Genomic DNA, 21183 nt, shown 5'->3' with positions numbered 1-21183 from the left:
TGAGCCTGAGTTGCCCGCAGCGGAGCAGCCGCCCGCACCGAACTGCCGGTCAGCAGACCGTCGGTACCCCGACCTCGTGGATACGGAAGCGCCATGGATGACCAACTCGACCAGCAGCCGACCATGATGGCCCGGGAGGAATCGGTGCCCCTAGAGGCCGAGCGGGTCCGGATGACCGTCGCGGAGCCGCGGATCGGGGTCGCCGAGACGCCCGAGTTCCAGCCTCGGATCGGCGTCGCCGAGGAGCCGTTCGTCCAGGCCACGCCGCGGGTGGGCCTTGCAGAACCGACCGAGGTCACGCCGCGGGTGGGCATGGTGGAGCCGACCGAGGTCACGCCGTTGCAGCGTGCGGATGCCTTGCAGCCGACCGAAGCCTTCCAGCGCGCAGATGCCCTGCAACCGACCGAAGCTTTCCAGCGCGCAGATGCCCTGCAACCGACCGAAGCCTTCCAGCGTACGGATGCCCTGCAACCGACCGAAGCCTTCCAGCGCGCAGATGCCCTGCAACCGACCGAAGCCTTCCAGCGCGCAGATGCCCTGCAACCGACCGAAGCCTTCCAGCGCGCAGATGCCCTGCAACCGACCGAAACGCGGCGGATGGTCGACGCGCAGCCGCTGAACCTGACGGCCGCGCAGCCGGTCGAGCTCGGGCGGCTGCGGGATTCGGCCAGCCCGCTCCAGCCCCTGCGGGGCCGTACGGCTGCCGTGGCCGCGAATCCCGTCTCGGCGAGTCAGCCGGCCGGCGGTGGCGGCGGTGGCGGAGCTTCGGCCGGTTCGGGATTCCGGGTCGACCCGGCCCAGTACCAGGCAGCGGTCTCCCCGCTGCTCGCCGCCGCCGACCAGATCTCCCAGCTGGTCACCAGCCTGACCGGCTTCCTCTCCAGCATGGAGGCGAACAAGCCGTGGGGGAACGACGAGTCGGGCAAGCAGTTCGCCGAGGGTGACAAGGGCTATCTGAAGTACACCGCGGACACCCAGAAGTCCCTCAAGGGCCTCCCGGACGGCCTGCACTTCGTAGCCGACGGCCTGAAGGCCATGGCCCAGGGCTACCAGAACGCGGAGGACTCGGCGATCTCCGACCTGAACCGGGACGACGACCAGCTCCAGGCCGGCCCGGCGATTCCCCAGTCGCCTAACATCCCGGGGAGCCCGACTCTTCCCATTCCTCCCCGTGCCACTCTGGGCGACATCGCCCGTGGAAAGAACCGCTGACCGGAAGGCGTTGAGGTAATCCCATGGCGGTCGAACTGCCCGAGCCCCTGCAGTGGGTGCTGCTCCTGCTGGCGGGTACCCGCTGGCCGGAGGCGGACGAAGACCAGCTCCGCGAGATGGCGGACCACTGGCGCAAGGCGGCCCAGAGCCTGCAGGACGCGGCCCACTCCGCCGACGCCGCGGTGAAGCGCGCGCTCGACGGCCAACAGGGCGCGGCGGCGGAGGCGTTGACGAAGCACTGGGCCCAGTACACCACCGGCAAGGGCACCAAGGACGATCCCGGATTGTTCCCCGGTCTGATCGACGGCTGCAACGGCATGGGCGACATGCTGGAGGCGATGGCCAACTCGGCGGAGACGGCGAAGATCCAGATCGTCGCCCAACTCGGCATTCTGGCCTTCGACATCGCCACCGCCGAAGCCGAGGCGCCGGTCACCTTCGGAGCCTCGATGGCCCAGATCCCGATCGTGGTCGGGATCACCCGCGAGGTGGTCGGGCAGATCCTGAAGAAGCTGCTCACTGAGGCGCTGGAGCACGCCGTCAAGCAGGCGGTGCAGATGGCGGCCATCAACCTGATGGCGCAGACCATCGAGGTGATGCAGGGCCACCGCAAGAGCATCGACATGAAGGAGCTCGGCCAGAACGCGCTCGGTGGCGCGGTGGCCGGTGCGACAGGCCACGTGCTGGGCAAGGGGGTTGGCGCGGCCGGCGAGAAACTGGGCATGGGCCAGGCCATGGGCTCGCTCCCCGGCAAGATGGCCACGGGTGCGGCGGTCGGCGTAGGAACGGACGTGATCACCCAGGGCATCACCACCGGCCACGTGGACACCAACAGCCTGCTCGGCTCCGGCCTGAGCGGCGCGGGCGGCGTCGGCGCGCACGCGGCCGGCTCCGCCGTGAAGGACCACTTCAAGGTCCCGGACACAGCCAACGTCCCGCACGGGGGCCAACTGCCCACCTTCTCCGGCACGCCGCACGCCGACTCGCCGTCCAACAGCTACCGCGGCCCGGGCAGTTCGGACCACAGCGCGCCGTCATCCGCCCCGGCGGACCGGCCTTCGCTGACGCCGTTCACCCCGCACGACCCGTCCACCGCCGGCCCCGGCCGCGGCGGTTCGGAGCCGTTCGCGACCCCGCACCTGGACTCCACGCCCCCGAGCCACTCGGCCGCGCCGTCGGAGTCCTTCGCGCCTCGTCCGGCCGCTTCGGAGCCGCACCCAGCGACTCCCGCGCCTACGCCGTCGAACACCTTCACCCCGCACCCGGCCACATCGGAGCCGCACGTTTCGACGCCTGCGCCGGAGCACACACCTACGCCGTCGTTCACCCCCCACCCGGCCACGCCCGAAACGCACATCCCAACTCCCGCGCCCGATCACACGCCTACGCCGTCGAACACCTTCACCCCGCACCCGGCCACATCGGAGCCGCACGTTTCGACGCCTGCGCCGGAGCACACACCTACGCCGTCGTTCACCCCCCACCCGGCCACGCCCGAAACGCACATCCCAACTCCCGCGCCCGATCACACGCCTACGCCGTCGAACACCTTCACCCCGCACCCGGCCACATCGGAAACGCACGTCCCAACTCCCACGCCCGATCACACGCCTACGCCGTCGAACACCCCCCACCCGGCCACGCCCGAAACGCACATCCCAACTCCCGCGCCCGATCACACGCCTACGCCGTCGAACACCTTCACCCCGCACCCGGCCACGTCGGAAACGCACGTCCCAACTCCCACGCCCGATCACACGCCTACGCCGTCGAACACCTTCACCCCGCATCCGGCCACATCGGAGCCGCACGTTTCGACGCCTGCGCCGGAGCACACACCTACGCCGTCGTTCACCCCGCACCCGGCCACGTCGGAAACGCACGTCCCAACTCCCGCGCCCGATCACGAGAGCAACCCGCGCCCGGCCAGCACCGAACCGCACCTTGCCGCGCCCACGCCCGCGCCGGACCATACGGCTGCGCCGCGTCCGGAGCAGCACGAGCCGCAGCCGGCGACCCCGAAGCCGGACCACATGGCCACGCCGGTCACCGACCCCGGTACGACCCACCCGGTCACCACCGAGCCGTCCGTGGTGACGCCGCACTCCGACGTACCGTCAGCCGGGGCGACCCCGCACGCCGACGTACCGTCGCCCGCGTCCGCAGCGACCCCGCACCAGAGCGGCGTACCCGCCGCCCCGCCTGCGCCGTCCGCGCCCTCGATGCCCGCGTTCCGGCCCGAGCCCACGGCGCCTGCGGCGCCCAGGAACGAAGCGCCGTCGCGGCCCGCGCCCACCCCCGGTGACATCCACCTGGACAACACGGCCGTCCCGACCGAGTCGGTGCCGCCCCAGGCGTCGCCGGCCGAGCACGTACCCACCGACGCGCCCGCGTCCAGCCCCACGGCCGCACCGGGCAGCATCCCGGTGCCGCCGCCCTTCCCCACCGGCGGCGGTGGTCACTCCGCTGGCGGCGGAGCTCACCCCGCCCCGCCCACCACGTCGTCGTCCCCTCACAGCAGCGCCACGCCGCCCGCCCCGCGGACCACCACTCCCACCACGGGCGGTACGGGGCTCGGCAGGTCGGGCCCGCGCCCGGGCCGTTCCGAGGGTGTCTTCGACAAGCGGCGCGCCGAGCGTCAGGCGGAGCTGGACCAGCTGCGCGCGGACGGCGGCGGGCACCGGGTCTCGGACACCGCCAACGCCCTGGGCCACGACCAGCGCCAGACGTCCCGGCCGCCGCAGGACGAGTTCTTCGACCGGCGACGCGCCGAGCGTCAGGCGGAGCTGGACCAGCTGCGCGCGGACGGCGGCGGGCACCGGGTCTCGGACACCGCCAACGCCCTGGGCCACGACCAGCGCCAGACCGCGACGCCCCCGCACGACGAGATCTTCGATCGCCGACGGGCCGAGCGCGAGGCGGAACTAGAGCAGTTGCGCAGGCAGGGCAACGACCTGATCAACGACGAGGTCCGCGCTCTGGGGAGGCAGGGCGGCGCGCTCTCGCACATGTCCGAGTCGGACCGGCTCCACGCGATCGACGGCATGAGCCTGGCGGACCGTCGCAAGCTGGCGACGAACGCGATGGCCGTCGACCAGCTCCGCGCCAACCTGACGCCGAAGGAGTTCGCACGCACGGCGGCCCACCTGCTGGTGCACGTGCCGCAGGAGGTGCACGCCCCCATCTCGGCGCGCAACGAGGCTCACGCACAGGTCGAGCGCATGCTCCAGGACCCGGACGTCGCGGCGCGGCTGCTGAAGAACGGCGCCAACATCGGCGTCGCCCCCAAGGACAAGCCGCAGACCACGCTGCCCGGCCTGGAGCAGTACGCGGGCCGGACCACGCACACCGGCGCAGGCGGCGGCCGGAACTACGACGACATCCGCGGCTCGGGCGGCAAGAACACCTCCTTCACCGAGGAGAACCTGACCGGCGACCACACCACCGTCGGCGGTTCGTCCCACTACGCGGAGGGCTACTCCACCACGACCCACGAATTCGCCCACACCATCCACGACTTCGCGCTCTCGGACGCCGACAAGAAGCTGATCAAGGACACCTACGACAAGAAGTTCAACGACCCGTCCGCGATCTGGGTGGACGGCACGCACCAGGACAACTACTCCCGCAGCGACGACCACGAGTACTTCGCGCAGGTCACCAACGCCTGGCTGGGCACCAACCACGGCAAGGACACCAAGGCCGGCCCGAACGACCCGGGCCGCAACAACGGCCCCGACTGGGTGCGCCAGCACGAGCCGGACCTCGTCCCGCTGCTGGAGCGCCTGTACGGTGCGGACCCGAAGGCGATCCACTCGGAGCCGGCCAACCAGGTGCGCGCCAACACCGGCCAGTACGAGGACTTCCGCGAGTTCTGGGCGGGCGTCGACGAGCGCATGCCGGAGAGCCCGGCACCCGCCGGCCACGCCGCACCGACTCACCAACCGGCCGCTGGACCGCACAGCCCGGTCGATGACCCGTTCTCGGATGCCCACGCGATCGAGGATCCGTTCTCGGACGCCCACGCGATCGAGGACCCTCACCCCGCTGCCCCGCAGGGCTCCCACGTCCCGCCCGCGCCGCCGATGCCGCACGAAGGCCCCGGCGCCGTCCACGACCTGCCCCGCCCGGCGCCGTTCTCGGACGGCGACGTGGTCATGGACGATGCGTCGCAGCACACGCCGAGTCCGGCACCGCAGCTGGAGAACCGCCGCCCGCTGCCGGTGGCCGTGCGGCTCGGGGTGGACGGTCCCCAGCAGCACGGACAGGTGACACCCGACAAGGTGTGGGTCACGAAGCTCGACCTTTCGACCGACCGGCCGATGACTCGTTTCGGCGAGAAGCAGGAATCACACACCGTGCCGTGGGGTCTGACCACGCGCGCCGTCGCCGGGATGTCGCGTCGGCCGGTCAGCGAGCTGTGGCCCGACCTGAAGCACGAGATCACGGAGATGCAGCAGTTCAAGCCGACCGGCGCCGGCGTCTCCGCGTCGACCCACCAGAAGGTCCTGAACCGCTGGAACGACATCACGGCACGGCTGAACCAGATACCCGACACCCCGCCGCCGGGGCAGTCGGTGCACGAGTGGCACAAGCAGGTCGGCGACCTGGTGTCCGGCTACGTCGAGCTGTCCCAGCTGACCTCGTTCGCGACCTACAAGGTCGGGCGCGCCGTCGGGCACGGTGAGGCGTCGATCTTCAGCGAGCTGGAGAAGGGGCCCGTCTCGGCGGATCGCGTCAGCGAACTCTTCGACGGCAGGAACAACTCGTCGCTGACACCGGAGAACCGGGTGGAGGCCAAGCTGCACATGCTGCGGACCCTCCAACGGGCCTACCCGGAGCACTACAGCGTCGACGCCCTCGGGCAGGAGTCCGCTCCCCTGCGCGAACTCCGGCAGAAGCTGGACATCCCGGCCGCGGTCGGAGTGTCCCCGGCGCATGCCCAGCTGCCGCAGGGCATCCACCAGCCGCACCAGGTGGAGATCGGGTCCTCGTTCTTCACGGACCTCTCGATCGAACCCGGGAACCCGCCGCGGATCGGACGGGTCATGGTGAGCAACACGCGGCCGGACACCAAGTTCGGCAGTGCCCAGATGTCCCACACCTCATCGTGGTCCCTTATGCGGGCGGCGGCGCACTCCTTCGAGGGCAAGCCCGTCGGCGAGCTCCACAGCTGGCTGACCGAGCGGTTCAACGACGTCCCCCCGAACGCGCTGACCGCCGACCCCTTCGTGAACCACTGGGTGACGGCCGCGCGCACTGAGCTGGGCGGGCTCGAGAACACTCCCCAGCACGAGTGGCCGGAGCGGTTCAGCAACCTGATGAAGGTCTATGTGGCGGTCCATCAGAAGCTGCCGCACGCGACGTTCGCGGATGAGCTCCAGGGCGGCCAGGCCACCGGCAGCGGTGAGCTGGACCTGCCGTACCTCAACGGAAGGTCGGACATCGCGGCCACCCCGGAGCAGCTGGCCAGCCACTTCGACGGCGCGGCGCCCTTCAGCAGCCACGTGTCGGCGGACGAGCTGCAGGCGTCCTATCACGACTGGCGGGGGCTGGCGGGAGCGGTCGGACCGGTGAACGAGGACGCGGTCGTGGCACTCGCAGACCGGACCTTCCACCACAAGACCCTCGGGGTGCTCAACGCCGGTGCGGCGAGGAACCCGGTTCAGGAGCAGCATGCCGCGAACTACTTCGAGGGTGTGCTGAAGTGGGAGCATGCGCTCCGGGCCGAGTTCGGTCCGGAGGTGGGTGGCCGTGCGGTGTCCCAGGCCTGGCAGGAGGGCCGGGAAGCGTTCAGTCCGGAGCGCTTCGGTATGGCCTTCCTTCCGGATCGGGGCGGCAACCAGCACCTGCACGACCTGGTGGAGACCGTCCGCACCTCAGGGAGTCCGTCGGAGGCCAGGGCTGCGATCGAGGAACTGGTCAGGTACTTCCGCAACCCGCAAGCGCGACGGTAGGAAAAGCCGCACGGTGACCAGTGGGCAAGGTCCCGGGCGATAGCCACGGTCGGGTCTCAAGGGACGGACGAAGCACCTGACGGCCTATCGCCCGAGACCTTGTGACTCGGTCCCGCTGTTGCGGCCCGGGACCTTGTGACTCGGTCCCGCTGTTGCGGCTCGGGATGCCCTCGTGGGCATGGGCACGATCGGCGACCCGCCGGTACCCGGTCCCGTAGTCGGTGCTGCGGCTGGCCGTGGTCCTGTGTGCGATGCCGATGGGCAGGCTCGCCACGACGCCCATCCGGCAGCTCTTCTCGGTGGTGCTCGCGGCGAGGCCTCGTGGTCCGGCACCGCTGCCGGCCCCTCTGGGCACTCCCCCGGCTGGCGGTACCCTCGTCACTGCGATCGCCCTGATCCGGTACGCCGCCGCCTTCGGTACCTGAACGGCTTCCAGGCGCCCGGCCTGTGAGCAGAACGTGATGCCTCTCTCAAGGCGGCTGCGACGCCGACCAGTTGCAGCCGCCGGGTCGTACGACGCCGGGCCGCGGTCTGTTGGAGCGACTGCTCCGACAGACCTGGCTCGAACACCCTTGGCATGGACGGCCCGGCTGGCGGAGCAGCCCATCGGCCAGCCGCCGTACTCGCATACCGGTGTAGCCGCCCAACGGCTCGCCTAACCGAGAGCGCGGCCTTGAACGCGGTAGCGGTTCGCCTCCCGAGGCCCGCTCTGCGTGGCGGCCGCCCGGAAAATGGGTGCGCCACCCCCATGTCCGTTCGGGCGTGTACGGGCATCATCGGCAGCGTTCTTCTCTCCTACGATCAGGGGGACGGATTGTTCGGCGCCGAATGGTGGGGCACGTCAGGTGAGCAGGACCCGGTGACCGTGCCGGGCTGGCTACGCCCTCCGGCATTGCCCGACGCGTGGGTGGCGCGCCCGGAGCTGACGAGGCTCCTGGATTCCGCGGTGCGGCGCCGTGTCACTCTCCTGCTCGCGGGAGCGGGCTGGGGGAAGTCGACGGCACTGGCGGCGTGGGCCCGCGGGCGGCCGGTGGCCTGGCTCACCGTCGACGAGGACCACCAGCTCGCCGGCCGGTTCGTCCGGGACCTGCTGACGACGCTGCGGCCCTTCCTCCGTGCTCCGCAGCCGGAGTGGACCGCCCCGGCCGAGTCACCGCGGGCCGCCCTGCTGGACGCGCTGAACGCGGGGCTCCGCGAGGACGTCGTCCTCGTCCTGGACGACGCCCACCAGTTCGCCCACGAGAGCGCGACCGCACACCTGGTGGACCACCTGTGCGACCGTGCTCCCGGCGGCCTTCGGATCGTCCTGGCCGCGCGACACGAACCCGCCGTCCGGCTGCACCGGTTGCGCGGGCGTGGCCAGCTGTCCGACCTCGACGCCCGCGCGCTGCGGATGGACGAGGAATCCGTCGCGAGGTTCCTGTCCCTGGCGGCCGGGCCTTGTGACCCGAGGCTTGCCGGGCTGATGGCCGGATGCACCGACGGCTGGCCGGCCGCCCTCCGGCTCACCGTGGACGCGCTGCGCGACACGCCGCCCGACGGCTGGCCCGGCCTGCTCGCGAAAGTCCACGCCGGTCCGCAGGTCCTGATGCGTTACGTGCGCGAGGAGGTCCTCGCCAAGGAGCCCGCGGAGAACCTCGCGCTGCTCAGCCGGTGGGGCCGGGTGGAGAGCGCCGGCCCGGGTCCGCTGGACGACCTCCGCCGGCGGGGTCTGGTCCTCGACGGTACCGGTCCCATCGCGGAACCGAGGCTCCTGGAGCCGGTCCGCAGGTGCCTGGCAGCCGAAGTCCCCGCACCCACGCGTAAGGACAGCCGCCGGGTCTCCTTCCGAACCCTCGGTGGCTTCCAGGTCCTGCGCGACGGCCGCGCCGTGCCCGCCGCCGAGTGGAAGTCGGCCAAGGCCAGGCAGGTGCTGAAGCTGCTGCTGGCCAGGCGCGGGGCTCCCGTGCCCCGGGAACAGCTCATGGACTTCCTCTGGCCGGGCGAGGCCCCGGACCGGCTCGGAAACCGCCTGTCCGTGGTTCTCTCCGCCACCAGGACCGCCCTCCTCGGCACCCGGCGATGCGGTGGCGAGAGCCCCCTGGTCGCCGACCGCGATGCGGTGCAGCTCGACCTCCTGCGCACCGAGGTGGACGTCATGCGGTTCCTCGACCAGGCCGCCGAGGCCCTGGACGCGGACCGGCGGGGCGGTGACTCGACCAGGCCGCTGGCCTTGGCCCAGCAGCTATACAAGGGCGCATTCCTGGCGGACGACCTCTACGCGGAGTGGGCCCTGCCGTTGCGGGAGGAGGCACACTCCGAGTACCTCTGCGTCCTGCACGCACTGGTCCGGCAGGCAGGGCGGTCGGGGGACAGCGCCCTCGCCGGCCGGGCCGCGCTGCGGTTGCTCGAACACGACCCCTATGACGAGCAGGCCCACATCGGCCTGATCGAGTCGCTCACCCGGGCCGGGCGTCATGGCGAGGCGCGGCGCCGCTATGACGCGTACACCAGGCAGATGCGCACCATCGGTGTCGTCCCCGTCGTAGTCCGCTCAGATCCCGCGACCGCCGCGCCGAGCCCCTGAAGCGGCGTCATCGTGCCAGTAGCCCACGAGCCGGGCGTAGAGCGGCGAGGCCAGCAGCAGACGCTCCGGAGAGTCGACGGTCGCCTTGGCGCCGTCGAGCAGCAGGACCCGCGAGGCCCGCTCGGCCGAGCTGATGCGGTGGGCGATGACGACCAGCGCCCCGCCGCGCCGGAGGAAGGCCTGCTCCACCCGTGCCTCGGTCTCGGGGTCGAGGTGACAGGTCGCCTCGTCCAGGATGACCAGTCGGGCCGGGCTCAGGTAGACCCGGGCCGCCGCGATCAACTGCCGCTCGCCACCGGAGAGTCCCGCGCCCCCGGAGGGGAGGCGGCCGTCGTACCCGCCGAGGCGGTCGACCAGTGGGCGCAGTGCCAACGTGTCCACGGCCGCATCGAGAGCCCGGTCGCCCGCGCCGGGGTCCAGGTAGCAGAAGTTGTCGCGGACCGTGCCCGCGAAGACGTACGCCTCCTGGGGGATGAGGGCCACGCACCGGCGAAGGTGGGTGGGATCGACCCGGTCCAGTGGCACACCGTCGAAGGTGACCCGGCCCCCGGTCGGCACCAGGCCGCCGATCAGCAGCTGGGCCAAGGTGGACTTCCCCGCGCCGCTGGGCCCGACCACGGCCAGGTGATCCCCCTCCGTGACGTCCAGGTCCAGGGCGTCCACGATCGCTTCCGAGTGCGGGCCGTACGAGAAGCCCAGACCACTCGCCCGCAGCGGGCTCCCGGCAGGCGGTTTCCGGTCTCCCGCGGCCGGGGCCGGCACACCGCCGCTCTCGCTGAGCCGTTGCAGCACGGTTCCCAACTGGATGCCCCAGGTCGAGGTGAGATTCACGATCGACCGCAGGGCCGGCAGGAGACTTCCAGCCAGACAGGCGACGGCGCCGACCAGTTGGCCACTCGTCAGCTGGCCTTGCCTGATCATCCACGGCGCGGCGGCCAGTACCAGGAGCAGTGGAAGCTGCCCGCCCAGCAGCACCACCAGAGTGCGCAGTGCCCCGGCCCGGGCCAGCCGCACCACGGCCGCCGCCTGCCGGTCGATCGCCTCGCCCACACGCGCGGCAGCCCGCCGCTCGGCCCTGCAGGCGACGATGTCCCGGACGCCTCCCAGCACCTTCCCGGATTCCGCGGCGATCTCCTCGTCCAGGAGGACGACAGCCAGGCGGCGGTCGGCCAGTGTTCGCAACGACAGCGCGAACAGGGTGCCCGACACCGCCAACGGCGGCAGGACCAGCGCCGCCAGCAGCGGCGCCAGCGTGAACAGGCCGGCCACCGTCGCCACCAGCGTCACCGCCGTGCGCCGCAACGACCGCAGCATCCCGCCGACCAGACCACGCACGGTCTCCACCTGGCCGGTGAGCCGCGCCACCGCCGGGCTGTCCGGCCGGCCGGCGCTGTGCACGGCGTCGGCCAGGGTTCCGCCGACCAGCCTGCGGACCAGGGCATCGCGCAGCGGCTCCACCGTCGCCCCGAGCCACGGGAACATGCCCCGGCTCGCCACCGCACCCACGACCGAGACCGACAGCAGGGCGGCCAGGCAGCCGAAGCCGACCGCGGGACGGTGGCGCAGGAAGCCGTCGTCGAGCGCGGCGGCGATCAACCGTCCCGAGAGCAGCGCCGGTACGCCCTCAAGGAGCGACCAGAAGGCGACCCGGCTCAGCGCGTGCCGCTGCCGGGCCAGCTCTCCGGCCAGCAGGGACCATCCCCGTCGGGTGCGGCCAGGTCGCCTCATGCCGCGTCTCCCCGGCCGAAGACCGCCCGGTACTCCGGATCGGACCACAGGACCGGGTGCCGGCCGACCGCACGGATCCGGCCGTCGTCCAGCCAGACCACCAGGTCCGCCCCGGCGGCCGCGGCCAGACGCCGGGCGATGATCACCCGGGTACGGCCCGCCAGGTCCTCGGCGATGACCTGGCCGATCCGCATCTCGGTGACCGTATCGAGACTCGACGTGGCGTCATCCAGCACCAGGACTCCGGCCTCACCGACGAGGGCGCGGGCAAGGCCCAGCCGCTGCGCCTCACCGCCGGACAGTCGCAGGTCCGCCAACGGGGTGTCGTAACCCTCCGGCAGCCGCCGGACGAAGGAGTCCGCGCAGGCGAGGCGGGCGGCGCGTTCGACGACCGCACGGCTGAGCGGCTCATGGCCGTATGCGACCGCCTCGTGCACGGTCTCGCCCAGCAGCACGGGTCGCTCGAAGGCGTACGCGACCGCCCGGCGCAGCGCGACCGGGTCCAGCCGGGTCACCGGGGTGTCGTCCAGCATCACCTCACCGCCGTCCGGTTCGACCAGACGACCGATCAGCTGGGCGAAGGTGCTCTTTCCCGCGCCGGGACGCCCCACCACGGCGACGGCGTATCCCGCTGGTATCTCGACATCGACGCCATCGAGCACGGCGCGGCCGCCTCGACGTACCGTCACCTGTCGTAGTGTCACCCGCCCGGGCCCGGGTGCGGGAGCCGCTCCCGGCGTGGCCGGCCCTTCCGCGGCCGCCCCCGGAATCTCGGTCACCCGCCGGGCACTGGCCGTGGCCCGGGCGAGCTCCGCCAACGAGTCGACCTGGTTGAGGAATCCGAGAGCCAGCGTGGTGTAACCGGCAGCCGCGAGAAACTGGCCGGCCAGCAGGCGGCCCTGCACCACGGCGAGTCCGGCTGCGGTCAGCACGGCCACCTCGATCAGCGGCACCAGCAGGGACATCCGCCAGACGACGGACCGCTGCCTGGCCCAGGTCTCGGCCCCGGTGGCCGACAGGTCCGGCAGCGGTTCGAGCACCCGGGCGATCTCCTGGTCCAGCGTGCCCGCCGCCCGGATGGTACGGATACCGTCCAACGCGTCGAGGAGCCTGGCGGCGATGTCGGCCTGGAGCTCCTGGTACCGGACGAAGAGATCGGACATCCGGGTGGCGAACATCCGCACCAGCAGGAGCGCCGGAACGAGGCTGAGCAGCAGTACGACGCCCAGGCGGACGTCCACGCGCCACAGCAGCACCGTTCCGGCCAGCGAGGTGACGGCCGAGGTCGCCAGGCCGACCACGGTGACCGCGATCTGCCCGGCATCGGTGGCACTGCCCACCACGCGACTGGTGAGGTCACCCGCAGGGTGGCGGTTCCGCCCCGACACGCCAACGGCAAGGATGCGGCGCAGCAGGCTGCGCCGCAGGGTGGCGGTGGCCCGGGCTCCGCACGAAGCGGCGGCGATCTCGGCGCTCACCTCGCACACGGCTGCGGCGGCGAGCAGGAGCGCGATCCCGGATACCGCCCATCCGCCGCCACGACCGGCCAGCACCCGGTCCACGGCGTCGGCCATCGCGGCCGGGAGAGCCAGGGAGACGGCTGCGCCGCCGACCTGGGCTGCCGCCAGCAGTATCAGCCGCCCTACAACCGGCCGCACGGCCTGACGGAACATCATTTCGCCCGATCGCACCGTCAGTCCCTCTCGTTCTTCCGTAGCCGTCAGGTGTACCTGGGGGCACCGCACGGAGGGCCGTGCGGTGCCCCCGGGGCGGTGTTACTCGGCGGCGCTGGTCCAGGAACACGTCCAGCTGCACGTGCTGGCGCAGATCAACAGGCCCTCGGCCTCATCGCCCGGCAGCATCTCCAGGGCCTCGACGATCTCGATCTCCATGGTGCTCTCCTTCTCGTTGGTGGGTTACCTACGAACTGTCACTCGGCGGCGCTGGTCCAGGAACACGTCCAGCTGCACGTGCTGGCGCAGATCAACAGGCCCTCGGCCTCATCGCCCGGCAGCATCTCCAGGGCCTCGACGGCATCGATCTCCATGGTGCTCTCCTTCTCGTTGGTGGGTTACCTACGAACTGTCACTCGGCGGCGCTGGTCCAGGAGCACGTCCAGCTGCACGTGCTGGCGCAGATCAACAGGCCCTCGGCCTCATCGCCCGGCAGCATCTCCAGGGCCTCGACGGCATCGATCTCCATGTCCGTTCACCTCCTCCTACGCGCAGGACGGAACACCGCGGCCGGGCGGCCGCGGAGACTCAGGGGGTGCCGGTCAGGAAACCGGCGGCCGCGTCGACGAGGGCGGCTTCCGCCGTACCGTCGTCAAGCGGGGAGTGACCGCCGAGCGGCACCTCGTGGCAGAACAGGTCCCGCCCCTCGGTCCACCCGGCGCGCAGCAGCACCTCGCGCAGCTCCCGCGACTGGCCGACCGGGATCACCTCGTCCCGGCGGCCGTGCACCAGGAACAGCGGCAGTCCGCTCGGCGGCCGTGCGGCGAACACCCGGGCCAGGTCGCGGGCGCCGATCCCGTCCGGCGGTTCCCGCAAGGCGTCCAGCCGCTCGAGCAGGGCCCTGGTGGGTGGGAGCGCCTCCCGGTGGAGGTGGGGGCCGGACAGGAAGGGCGCGACCGCGAGGCAGCCGCTCCAGAGCTGCGGGCGCAATCCGGCGGCGAGCAGGGCGAGGTAGGCACCGTAGCTCGTGCCGAAGAGGGCGGGGGGTGCCAGACCGAGGGCAGCGCGCCGCCGCGCCACTTCGTCGGCTATCCGCAGCACGTCGGCCAGATCCGGCACGCCCCAGCAACCGTTGAGCACGTCCCGGTGGGCGCGGCCGTATCCCGTACTGCCCCGCTGGTTGGGGGCCAGCACCCCGGCTCCGGTGGCGGCCAGGCGCTGCAGGAACGGCTGGTGACCGAGGTCCCAGTGCGCCTGCGGACCGCCGTGCAGGGCGATCACGACCCGGGGCCTGCGCCACCAGCCGGCCCCACCGTGGACGACGGCCTCCACCGGCCCCCCGGCACCGTCCAGCCACTCGGTGTGCGCCTCGACGCCGACCCGCTCGGAGCCGTTGAAGGCCCATCCGCCGTTCTCCTCGACGAGAGCCATGCCGGTCGGCAGTGTGGGGGCGGAGAAGGGGAACCGCAGCCCGGCAGCCGTCCAGCCGGCCTGCCCCCGCACCACACCCTCCGGCAGGTGGAGCCGCGACACGCGGTCCGTGTCGACGTCGTAGACGACCACCTCGGAGCGCGCGCCGACCGCCGCGTGCAGGGCGACGCGGCGCCCACCGGGAGCGAAAGCCAGCGGACGGACCTCTCCGCCCAATCCAGGTATCCGACATATCGTCAGATCTGGTCCAACGAGCGTGAGTTCCGCTCCAGCGCGGGAAACCAGCACCCGCAGGCCGGAGTCGGGGGAGGCCAGCACCACCTCGCCCGCCGTACTGCCCGGCAGAGCAGGGTCCGGTACGAGATCACCCGTGGCGAGGTCCAGCACCGCGGGGACGGCCCGTCCCCCGACTCGTCGGCTCACCGAGAGCAGCCGCCCGGCCCGGTCGAGCCAGGTTCCTCCGCCGAACCGCTCGGAGCTGCGCAGGGCCTCGGCGACAGTGGGGTCGCCACCGGCCTCGATCCGCCACACCGACATGGAGTCTCCCGCGGTGACGAGCCATCCCAGGAGGCCTGGATCGGGGCTGGCGAGCAGCCGTGCTCCCCGGGTGGCCACGGTGCCGAGGAGCCGCTCCTCGACCGCACCCCCGGTGTGTTGCAGCAGTGTCAGCCGATGACCCCCCGGTCCGGGGCGGAGGACCAGGACCCGCCCGTCGAGTGTCGGGACCGGTTGCGTCCGCAGGGTCTCCCCGGCGTCGGACGGCAGGGCCCGCCACTGTGCCGATGAGCCGTCGAACGACCACAGCTCGACCCACATCCGGCCATCGCAGCCGGCCAGACCCGCTGCGAACCGGCCGTCGGCCGAGAAGCGGATGCTCGTGCGAAGCGTCGGCCTCGTCGTCTGCATCCCGGTCGCCGGGGCGGACATCGCCGCCGTACTCATCGGGCGGCCCCCGCTTCGGCCGGTGCCCGGAAGGCGGGCAGCCAGAGCCGTGGGCCAAAGTCGCGCAGCCGCAGCAGGAAGCCCAGCACACCCGCCAGCCCGGTACCGTAATCGGCGATGACCTCCCGCTGGGTGTCGTCCGGCCACACCCTTCGGCCATCGCGCAGGACGTCGCGGACCAGGATCGCCTCGGCGATCTCCTCGGCGCCCGCGCGGTGTCCCCGATCCGGGAAGGCCTCTGCCAGGTCCAGCAGCAACTCGCCGTTTCCGGCCAGTCCATGGCACGCGGCCGGGGACGCCTGCCACCGGGTGTACCGCACCGTCGTGCCCGCCTGCTCGGCCGGCACCGCGAACCGCTCCTCCCCGGTGGCGGACCACAGGCGGACCAGGAACGTGCCGATCCCGGACACCCCGCTGCACCAGTGCAGGGCCATCGGCTGGACCGGGTCGAGTGCCTTGCCGCGCTCCGAAGGCCAGGTGACGCACCCGTCGTCAGGACCCGCCGCCGCGAGAAGGGTCTCCCCGGCAGCGCGGGCCAGCCGAAGACAGGACTGATCACCCGTCTCCAACCCGGCGGCCAGCAGGAAAGCACCGACCCCCGCGACCCCGTGGCCGAAGCCGTAGTGACTCAGCCCGGCGAGCGCGGAGTCGAAGGTCCGCGGGATGCTCCAGAACACCCCTTGCCCGCTCGGCTCGGCGCACTCCACCAGCTGATCCGCACACCTGCGGACACCGTCCTCGAACCGGGTGTCGCCGGTCGCCTGCCAGAGCTGAAGCTGCGCGAGGCCGGCGCCGGCCAGGCCGTGGCAGACATCCGGATTCGGCCAGTCCAGGGGGATGGCGGCCGCCAGGTCGAGCGCTTCGGCGGCCATCTCCTCGTCGCCGAGCAGGCGCCCGGCCTCGAACAGCGCCACGGCCGTCCCGGCCGAGCCGAAGTACAACCCTGGCAACAGCCTGGGGAGTTGTCGCACCTTGACGCGAAGCCACTCGGCAGTCCGGCGCACCGGTTCCCGCAGCCGTTCCTCCTCGGCAGCCGCTCGGGTGAGCACCGCCAGCACCCCGGCAGCACCGTGCTGCACACTGCACCGGTCGGTGCCCGCGCCGAACTCGCTGGAGTCCCACAGTTGTTCCGGGTCCTCGTAACGCGCGGTCGCCACCAGATGGTCGAGACCGTCGCGGAGGGCGCGGTCGAGCGCATCGCGCGGTGGCGCAGCGGCGGCCGTGACGGGAACGGGAGCCGGGCCCGGCCGCTCCAGGAACCGTCGGACCCGGCCGAGGTCCCACCGCTGCTCCGGGTCCTCCGCCAGCAATCCGAGAATGGGCTCGGCCAGGGTCCGCAGCGCGGTGTTGCGGCGGCTCATCGCCGTCGTCAGCGCGCGCAGCCGGGCATCGGCCGACCGCGCCGGGTCGCCGTCCTGCGCCTCGTCCTGCGGCAGCAGCGGGGGGACACCCGACACCAGGAAGTACAGGGTCGCTCCGAGGGCGTACAGGTCGGCACGAGGGCCGAGTGCCGGGCCGAAGCGCCCGGCGGTGATCTGCTCCGGGGGCGCGTAGCCGACCGTGTAGGCGTTCGAAACCGCCTCCCCGGGCACGCAGACGTGCTCCAGGTCGATCAGCCGTACCGCTCCGTCCGGGGACACGATCAGATTGCCCGGCTTGAGGTCGCGCAGCACCAACCCGCGGGCGTGGACGGCCTCTACCAACGCGACCAGTCGCAGCGACATCTCCCGGGCCCGCGCCAGGTCCAGGCCGTGATCGGTGCGCGGGAGCAGCCGATGGCGCACCCAGGAATCGAGGTTCTGACCGTCGAGGAACTCCTCGACCAGGAAGAGACTGCCGCTCTTCTCGAACAGCTCAAGCCTGCGCGGCGCGATCCCGTCGTCCTGAAGCAGGTCGAGCACCCGGGCCTCATTGCGCAGAGCGTCCCGGACGTCCGCGCCGGTGAGCGACGAACCGACGTGCGGCCGCGCCTGCTTGACGACCACCTGGTCGGTGCCGAGTCGGTCCTCCGCCAGGTAGACCCCGCCCTTGTTCGCATGCTGGAGCGCTCGCCGCACCGCGTAACGTCCGTTGAGCAGAACCACGTCGGGCCGTTGCGGCGCGGCCGGAGCGGCGACGCCCTCGGGGAAGGGCGAGGGCGCCCACGCGGGCGGCGAGAACCAGGCACGACGGCTGTCCCTGACCGGCGAGCCGTCCGGGGCCTCCAACACGGCCTCGTACGAACCGTCATTGCTCAGCCGGCGCAGGCCGAGGAACGCCCCGTACCGGTAGTACACCTGGCTGCCCGGCCGGTAGGGCCGGTCCGAGAGCACCGCCGGGCCGGGGAGGCCCGTGGTCGCCCGGTCCAGCAGCTGAGCCACTTCACGGAAGTGTTCGTCGTCGTCGGGATAGGCGGTCAGGAACTTCCCACCGCTGCCCCTGTCGCACCGAGTGGAGACCAGGTGGGACACCTGCTCGAGGCTGCGCGCGAACTTGAACGAGCAGCCTCGCTCGAACAGAACCGGCGCGGTTCGCGCGAGCACGACCGCCGCGGACAACGGCGTCGCGGACACATGGAGCTTCCACCCCTGCCGACGACCGACATGCTTGGGCGGCTCCAGACGGAACCAGAACCGGTCGGCCCGCATCCGCCACTCATCCGCCCCCGAGCGAACAGCCGCGGCCCGGACGAGGTCTTCGAGGAGGAAGGCATCCGGCGCGGCGATGTCCCCTCCGGCCCCCGATGCATCCGTCAGACCACCCACGAACTACCTCCCATGGCCACCGTCGCGCGGCTTTCGAGCCGCCACACCGAAGACGATAGGGACGCTCGTTCGGACGTCCTTATGGTCGCCTGAGGAAATCCTTCGGATCACCGACGTCTCGTCAGCCACGTTGCGAAGACGCCCTGGTCAGGGACCGGCCTTGATGCCTTCGCGTAACGCGCGTTCCGGCACGCCTTTCACCGTTGCCGGACGCCGTCGAAGACCGGGCCCACGCTCTCGGTCGCTCGCCAGGGAGCGGTCCGCTACGACTGGCCGGCGTCTGTTGCCGGTCGGTCTTTCACCGCTGCCCGATACCGGCGACATCCCAGGTGGTCGATCCAAGGGCCGGTCGTGCAGAGCCGGTTGAGCGGCCACAGGCGGCCTGGTCGAGCAGCTTGGCACCGGCCGACGCGAGCGCGCCGGCCTTCGACTGGTCGTAGGGGGTTACGGAGATGACCAGCTGCCGGTGTCCGGAGGGATCGCCCACGACCAGGGTCTCGTAGCCGGGGACGCTGCCGGAGTGGCCCCAGAGGTCGCCGCAGCCGACGGAGAACTTCTGCAGGCCCAGGCCGTACTCACCGGGCGCGGCTGCCGGTGAGATGGTCTTCATCTCGGCCAGTTCCGCCGGCCGCAGCAGCTCACCACCGAGCAGTGCCGCGTTGAACCGGGCCAGGTCGTCCGCGGTGGAGATGCCGTCGCCGGCCGAGCCGGCCCAGGACGGATTGAACTCCGTGATGTCGGCCGGACCGGTGGAGAGCTGGAGGTAGCCGTGGGCGTGCGGGCCCGGCACCTCGGTGTCGGTCTCCGGGAAGGAGGAGTGGTGCAGGCCCAGCGGATCGAGGATCCGTTCGCGCACTTCCTCGGCCCAGGGCCGCCCGGTGACGTACTCGATCAGCATCCCGGCCAGGATGTAGTCGGTGTTCGAGTAGTGCCAGCCCTGGCCCGGCGCGAAGTACGGCGGGTGACCCACGGCCGTGCGGACCAGGTCCTCCGGCCGCCTGGTCTCCCACCGGCCGGTGGCCAGGTAGGCCAGCCAGCCCGACTCGTCCTGGGGGACGGCGGTGGGGTCCTCGGTGTAGTTGAAGATCCCGGCGGTGTGGCTGAGCACCTGACGGACCGTGATCGCACCGCCTCCCGGGACCACACCCGGCAGGTACGACTCGATGGAGTCGTCCAGGTTCACCCGACCTTCCGCGCGCAGCTGGAGGACCACGGTGGCCACGAAGGTCTTCGTCACGCTGCCGATCCGGAACCGGCCCTGCACCGGAACGGGCCGCCCGGCGCCGAGGTCGGCCACGCCAGCACTCCCCCGCCACACCGGCCGGCCGTCCTCCCGGAGCTCGGCGAGCGCGCCCGTCGCCCCGCCATCGGCCACCAGCGCCCGAAGGTCCTGCTGCAGCGCGGCGGCATCCTGACGAGCCGCGCTCACCGCCAGCGGCCGCCCCGGGGCAGCCTCCGCAATCGGAGCGAACGAGAGCACGGTGGCCCCCACGAGCAGGCCCGAGGCAAGCCGTAAGGCCGTGGCGCTGATCCGCCGATGTGTCATTTCCCGTCCTCCTTGGCTGGAGACCCCCTTGGTCCTCAGCCAGGCTGACGGCCGTGGCGGCCCTGGCGAGTCCTGCGGCAGGACCATTCCCGGGGGCTGACTCCGTAGGTAACCACCCTCATAACAACGAGGGTTGACGACTGCCTGCCGATCGGCTCGCCGATCTCCGGAAGCACTTGCCCGGCCAGGCCGACACGCCACGGAGCCAGGTGCCCAGGCCCTGCTCCGGCTTGGGCCGATGGACCGGCGCGGTCGGGCCGGCTCGGCGAAAGCCCGGTACCCGTCCGCGAATCGCGGTGTGCTCGTCCAGCATTGCGGGCCCGCCCATATGACGGTGTTTCAGAGGCTGTCCGCGTCCCGGTCGGCTGCTGCTCGGATCGTGAACCGGATCGGCCGGTCCGGAGCGGGCGAGATTATGCTGGGGGCATGGCTGAGTCGTTACCCTCCGCGGTTGCAGGCCGGTGGCGGCAGAGTGCCGGGTTCGCCGTCCGCGTGGGGCGTCGCACGCTCGTTGAGTCGCTGTACTCGGTCTGTTGCTGCTGTTCACCCTGCCGCTGGTGACCCGGGCGTGCGTCGCCGCCCAGGCCGGGCTTGGACAGGCGCTGTTGTCCGACATGTCCGCGTTGCACCGCAGGATCAGCGGGCTTGAGAAGGAGCGGGACACCGCCCGTGCGCAGGCCGTTGCCGCGGTGACGGCCGAGGCTGTGGCCCTGCGTCGGCTCGAACGCGATATTCACGACGGGCCCCGGCAGCGGCTGGTCCGTCTGGCGATGGAACTGGGCCGCGCCCGGCATCAGTTCGACAGCAGGCCGGAGGTCGTCCGGGAGGCGCTCGCCGACGCGATCGTCCAGGCGCAGGAGGCGCTGGAGGAGTTACGGGCCCTGTCGCGCGGCATCGCCCCGCCGATCCTCGCCGACCGAGGACTGCGGGCGGCGCTCTCCGCCCTGGCCGCGCGCTGCGTCGTCCCCGTCGAGCTCGATGCCGGCCCCGTGAACGGGCGGCCGGACGCCGCTGTCGAGACGGCCGCGTATTTCGTGGTCGCCGAGGCCCTGACCAATGTGGCCAAGCACAGCCACGCCCGCCGGTGCACGATCGGGATGCGCCACACTGGGGGAAGCTTGCGGGGCTGGGTGACGGACGACGGAGTGGGCGGCGCGGTGTTGGGCAAGGGACACGGACTGCAGGGCCTGGACGACCGGGTGCACGCGGTCGACGGCCGGCTGCGGGTCACCAGTCCCGATGGCGGCCCGACGACGGTCGTCGCGGAGGTGCCATGCCACTGGGTCGCCGCATGGCGGATCGACATGCGTCGCCCAACGGCGGGGCCGGCCGTCGGCGCGGTTCCGGGAGCACGCGAGCAGACCGGCCGCTTCCGCATCACTGC

Annotated in this window: 8 protein-coding genes and 1 pseudogene; 4 read left to right on the top strand and 5 right to left on the bottom strand. The window is 72.0% G+C overall.

The features are described from left to right. Nucleotides 1-123 precede the first annotated feature (123 nt). From ACWDAK_RS04790 to ACWDAK_RS04780, 3 genes are all read left to right on the top strand, one after another. Nucleotides 124-1212 carry a hypothetical protein gene (locus ACWDAK_RS04790; protein WP_427393092.1) on the top strand — a complete coding sequence of 363 codons (1089 nt, stop codon included), beginning with the start codon at nt 124-126 and terminating at the stop codon, nt 1210-1212. Between the two features lie 23 nt (nt 1213-1235). Continuing rightward, the gene (locus tag ACWDAK_RS04785) at nt 1236-7169 is read left to right on the top strand and encodes a WXG100-like domain-containing protein (protein WP_449806444.1); all 5934 of its coding nucleotides are present in this window, start codon (nt 1236-1238) and stop codon (nt 7167-7169) included. Between the two features lie 946 nt (nt 7170-8115). Beyond that, nucleotides 8116-9735, top strand: a complete 1620-nt coding sequence (locus ACWDAK_RS04780) for an AfsR/SARP family transcriptional regulator (protein ID WP_427393091.1) — start codon at nt 8116-8118, stop codon at nt 9733-9735. Here the strand turns inward: ACWDAK_RS04780 and ACWDAK_RS04775 are convergent. From ACWDAK_RS04775 to ACWDAK_RS04755, 5 genes are all read right to left on the bottom strand, one after another. After that, the gene (locus ACWDAK_RS04775) at nt 9703-11463 is read right to left on the bottom strand and encodes an ATP-binding cassette domain-containing protein (protein ID WP_427393090.1); all 1761 of its coding nucleotides are present in this window, start codon (nt 11461-11463) and stop codon (nt 9703-9705) included. The two genes, ACWDAK_RS04780 and ACWDAK_RS04775, sit on opposite strands and share 33 nt — an antisense overlap. Continuing rightward, on the bottom strand, nt 11460-13121 hold the full coding sequence (locus ACWDAK_RS04770) for an ABC transporter ATP-binding protein (RefSeq protein WP_344634431.1): 1662 nt from the start codon (nt 13119-13121) through the stop codon (nt 11460-11462). The genes ACWDAK_RS04775 and ACWDAK_RS04770 overlap by 4 nt, the downstream gene beginning before the upstream one ends. Before the next feature lie 603 nt (nt 13122-13724). Continuing rightward, nucleotides 13725-15494, bottom strand: coding sequence for an alpha/beta hydrolase family protein (locus ACWDAK_RS04765; RefSeq protein ID WP_427393089.1), 1770 nt, complete (start codon nt 15492-15494; stop codon nt 13725-13727). A gap of 11 nt (nt 15495-15505) precedes the next feature. Further along, entirely contained in the window at nt 15506-18253 is a 2748-nt protein-coding gene (gene lanL, locus ACWDAK_RS04760; RefSeq protein WP_427393088.1) for a class IV lanthionine synthetase LanL, read from the bottom strand. A gap of 298 nt (nt 18254-18551) precedes the next feature. After that, nucleotides 18552-19799: a serine hydrolase domain-containing protein gene (locus ACWDAK_RS04755; protein WP_427393087.1), complete on the bottom strand. Its 1248-nt coding sequence runs from the start codon at nt 19797-19799 to the stop codon at nt 18552-18554. Between the two features lie 614 nt (nt 19800-20413). Here ACWDAK_RS04755 and ACWDAK_RS04750 point away from each other — a divergent pair. Further along, nucleotides 20414-20692, top strand: a pseudogene (locus ACWDAK_RS04750) (histidine kinase); the annotation flags it as partial. Nucleotides 20693-21183 lie beyond the last annotated feature (491 nt).

This window comes from Kitasatospora sp. NPDC001175 (genome assembly GCF_053598215.1).
Note: the sequence above shows the minus strand (reverse complement) of the source record. Positions and strands in the feature narration are given on the sequence as shown.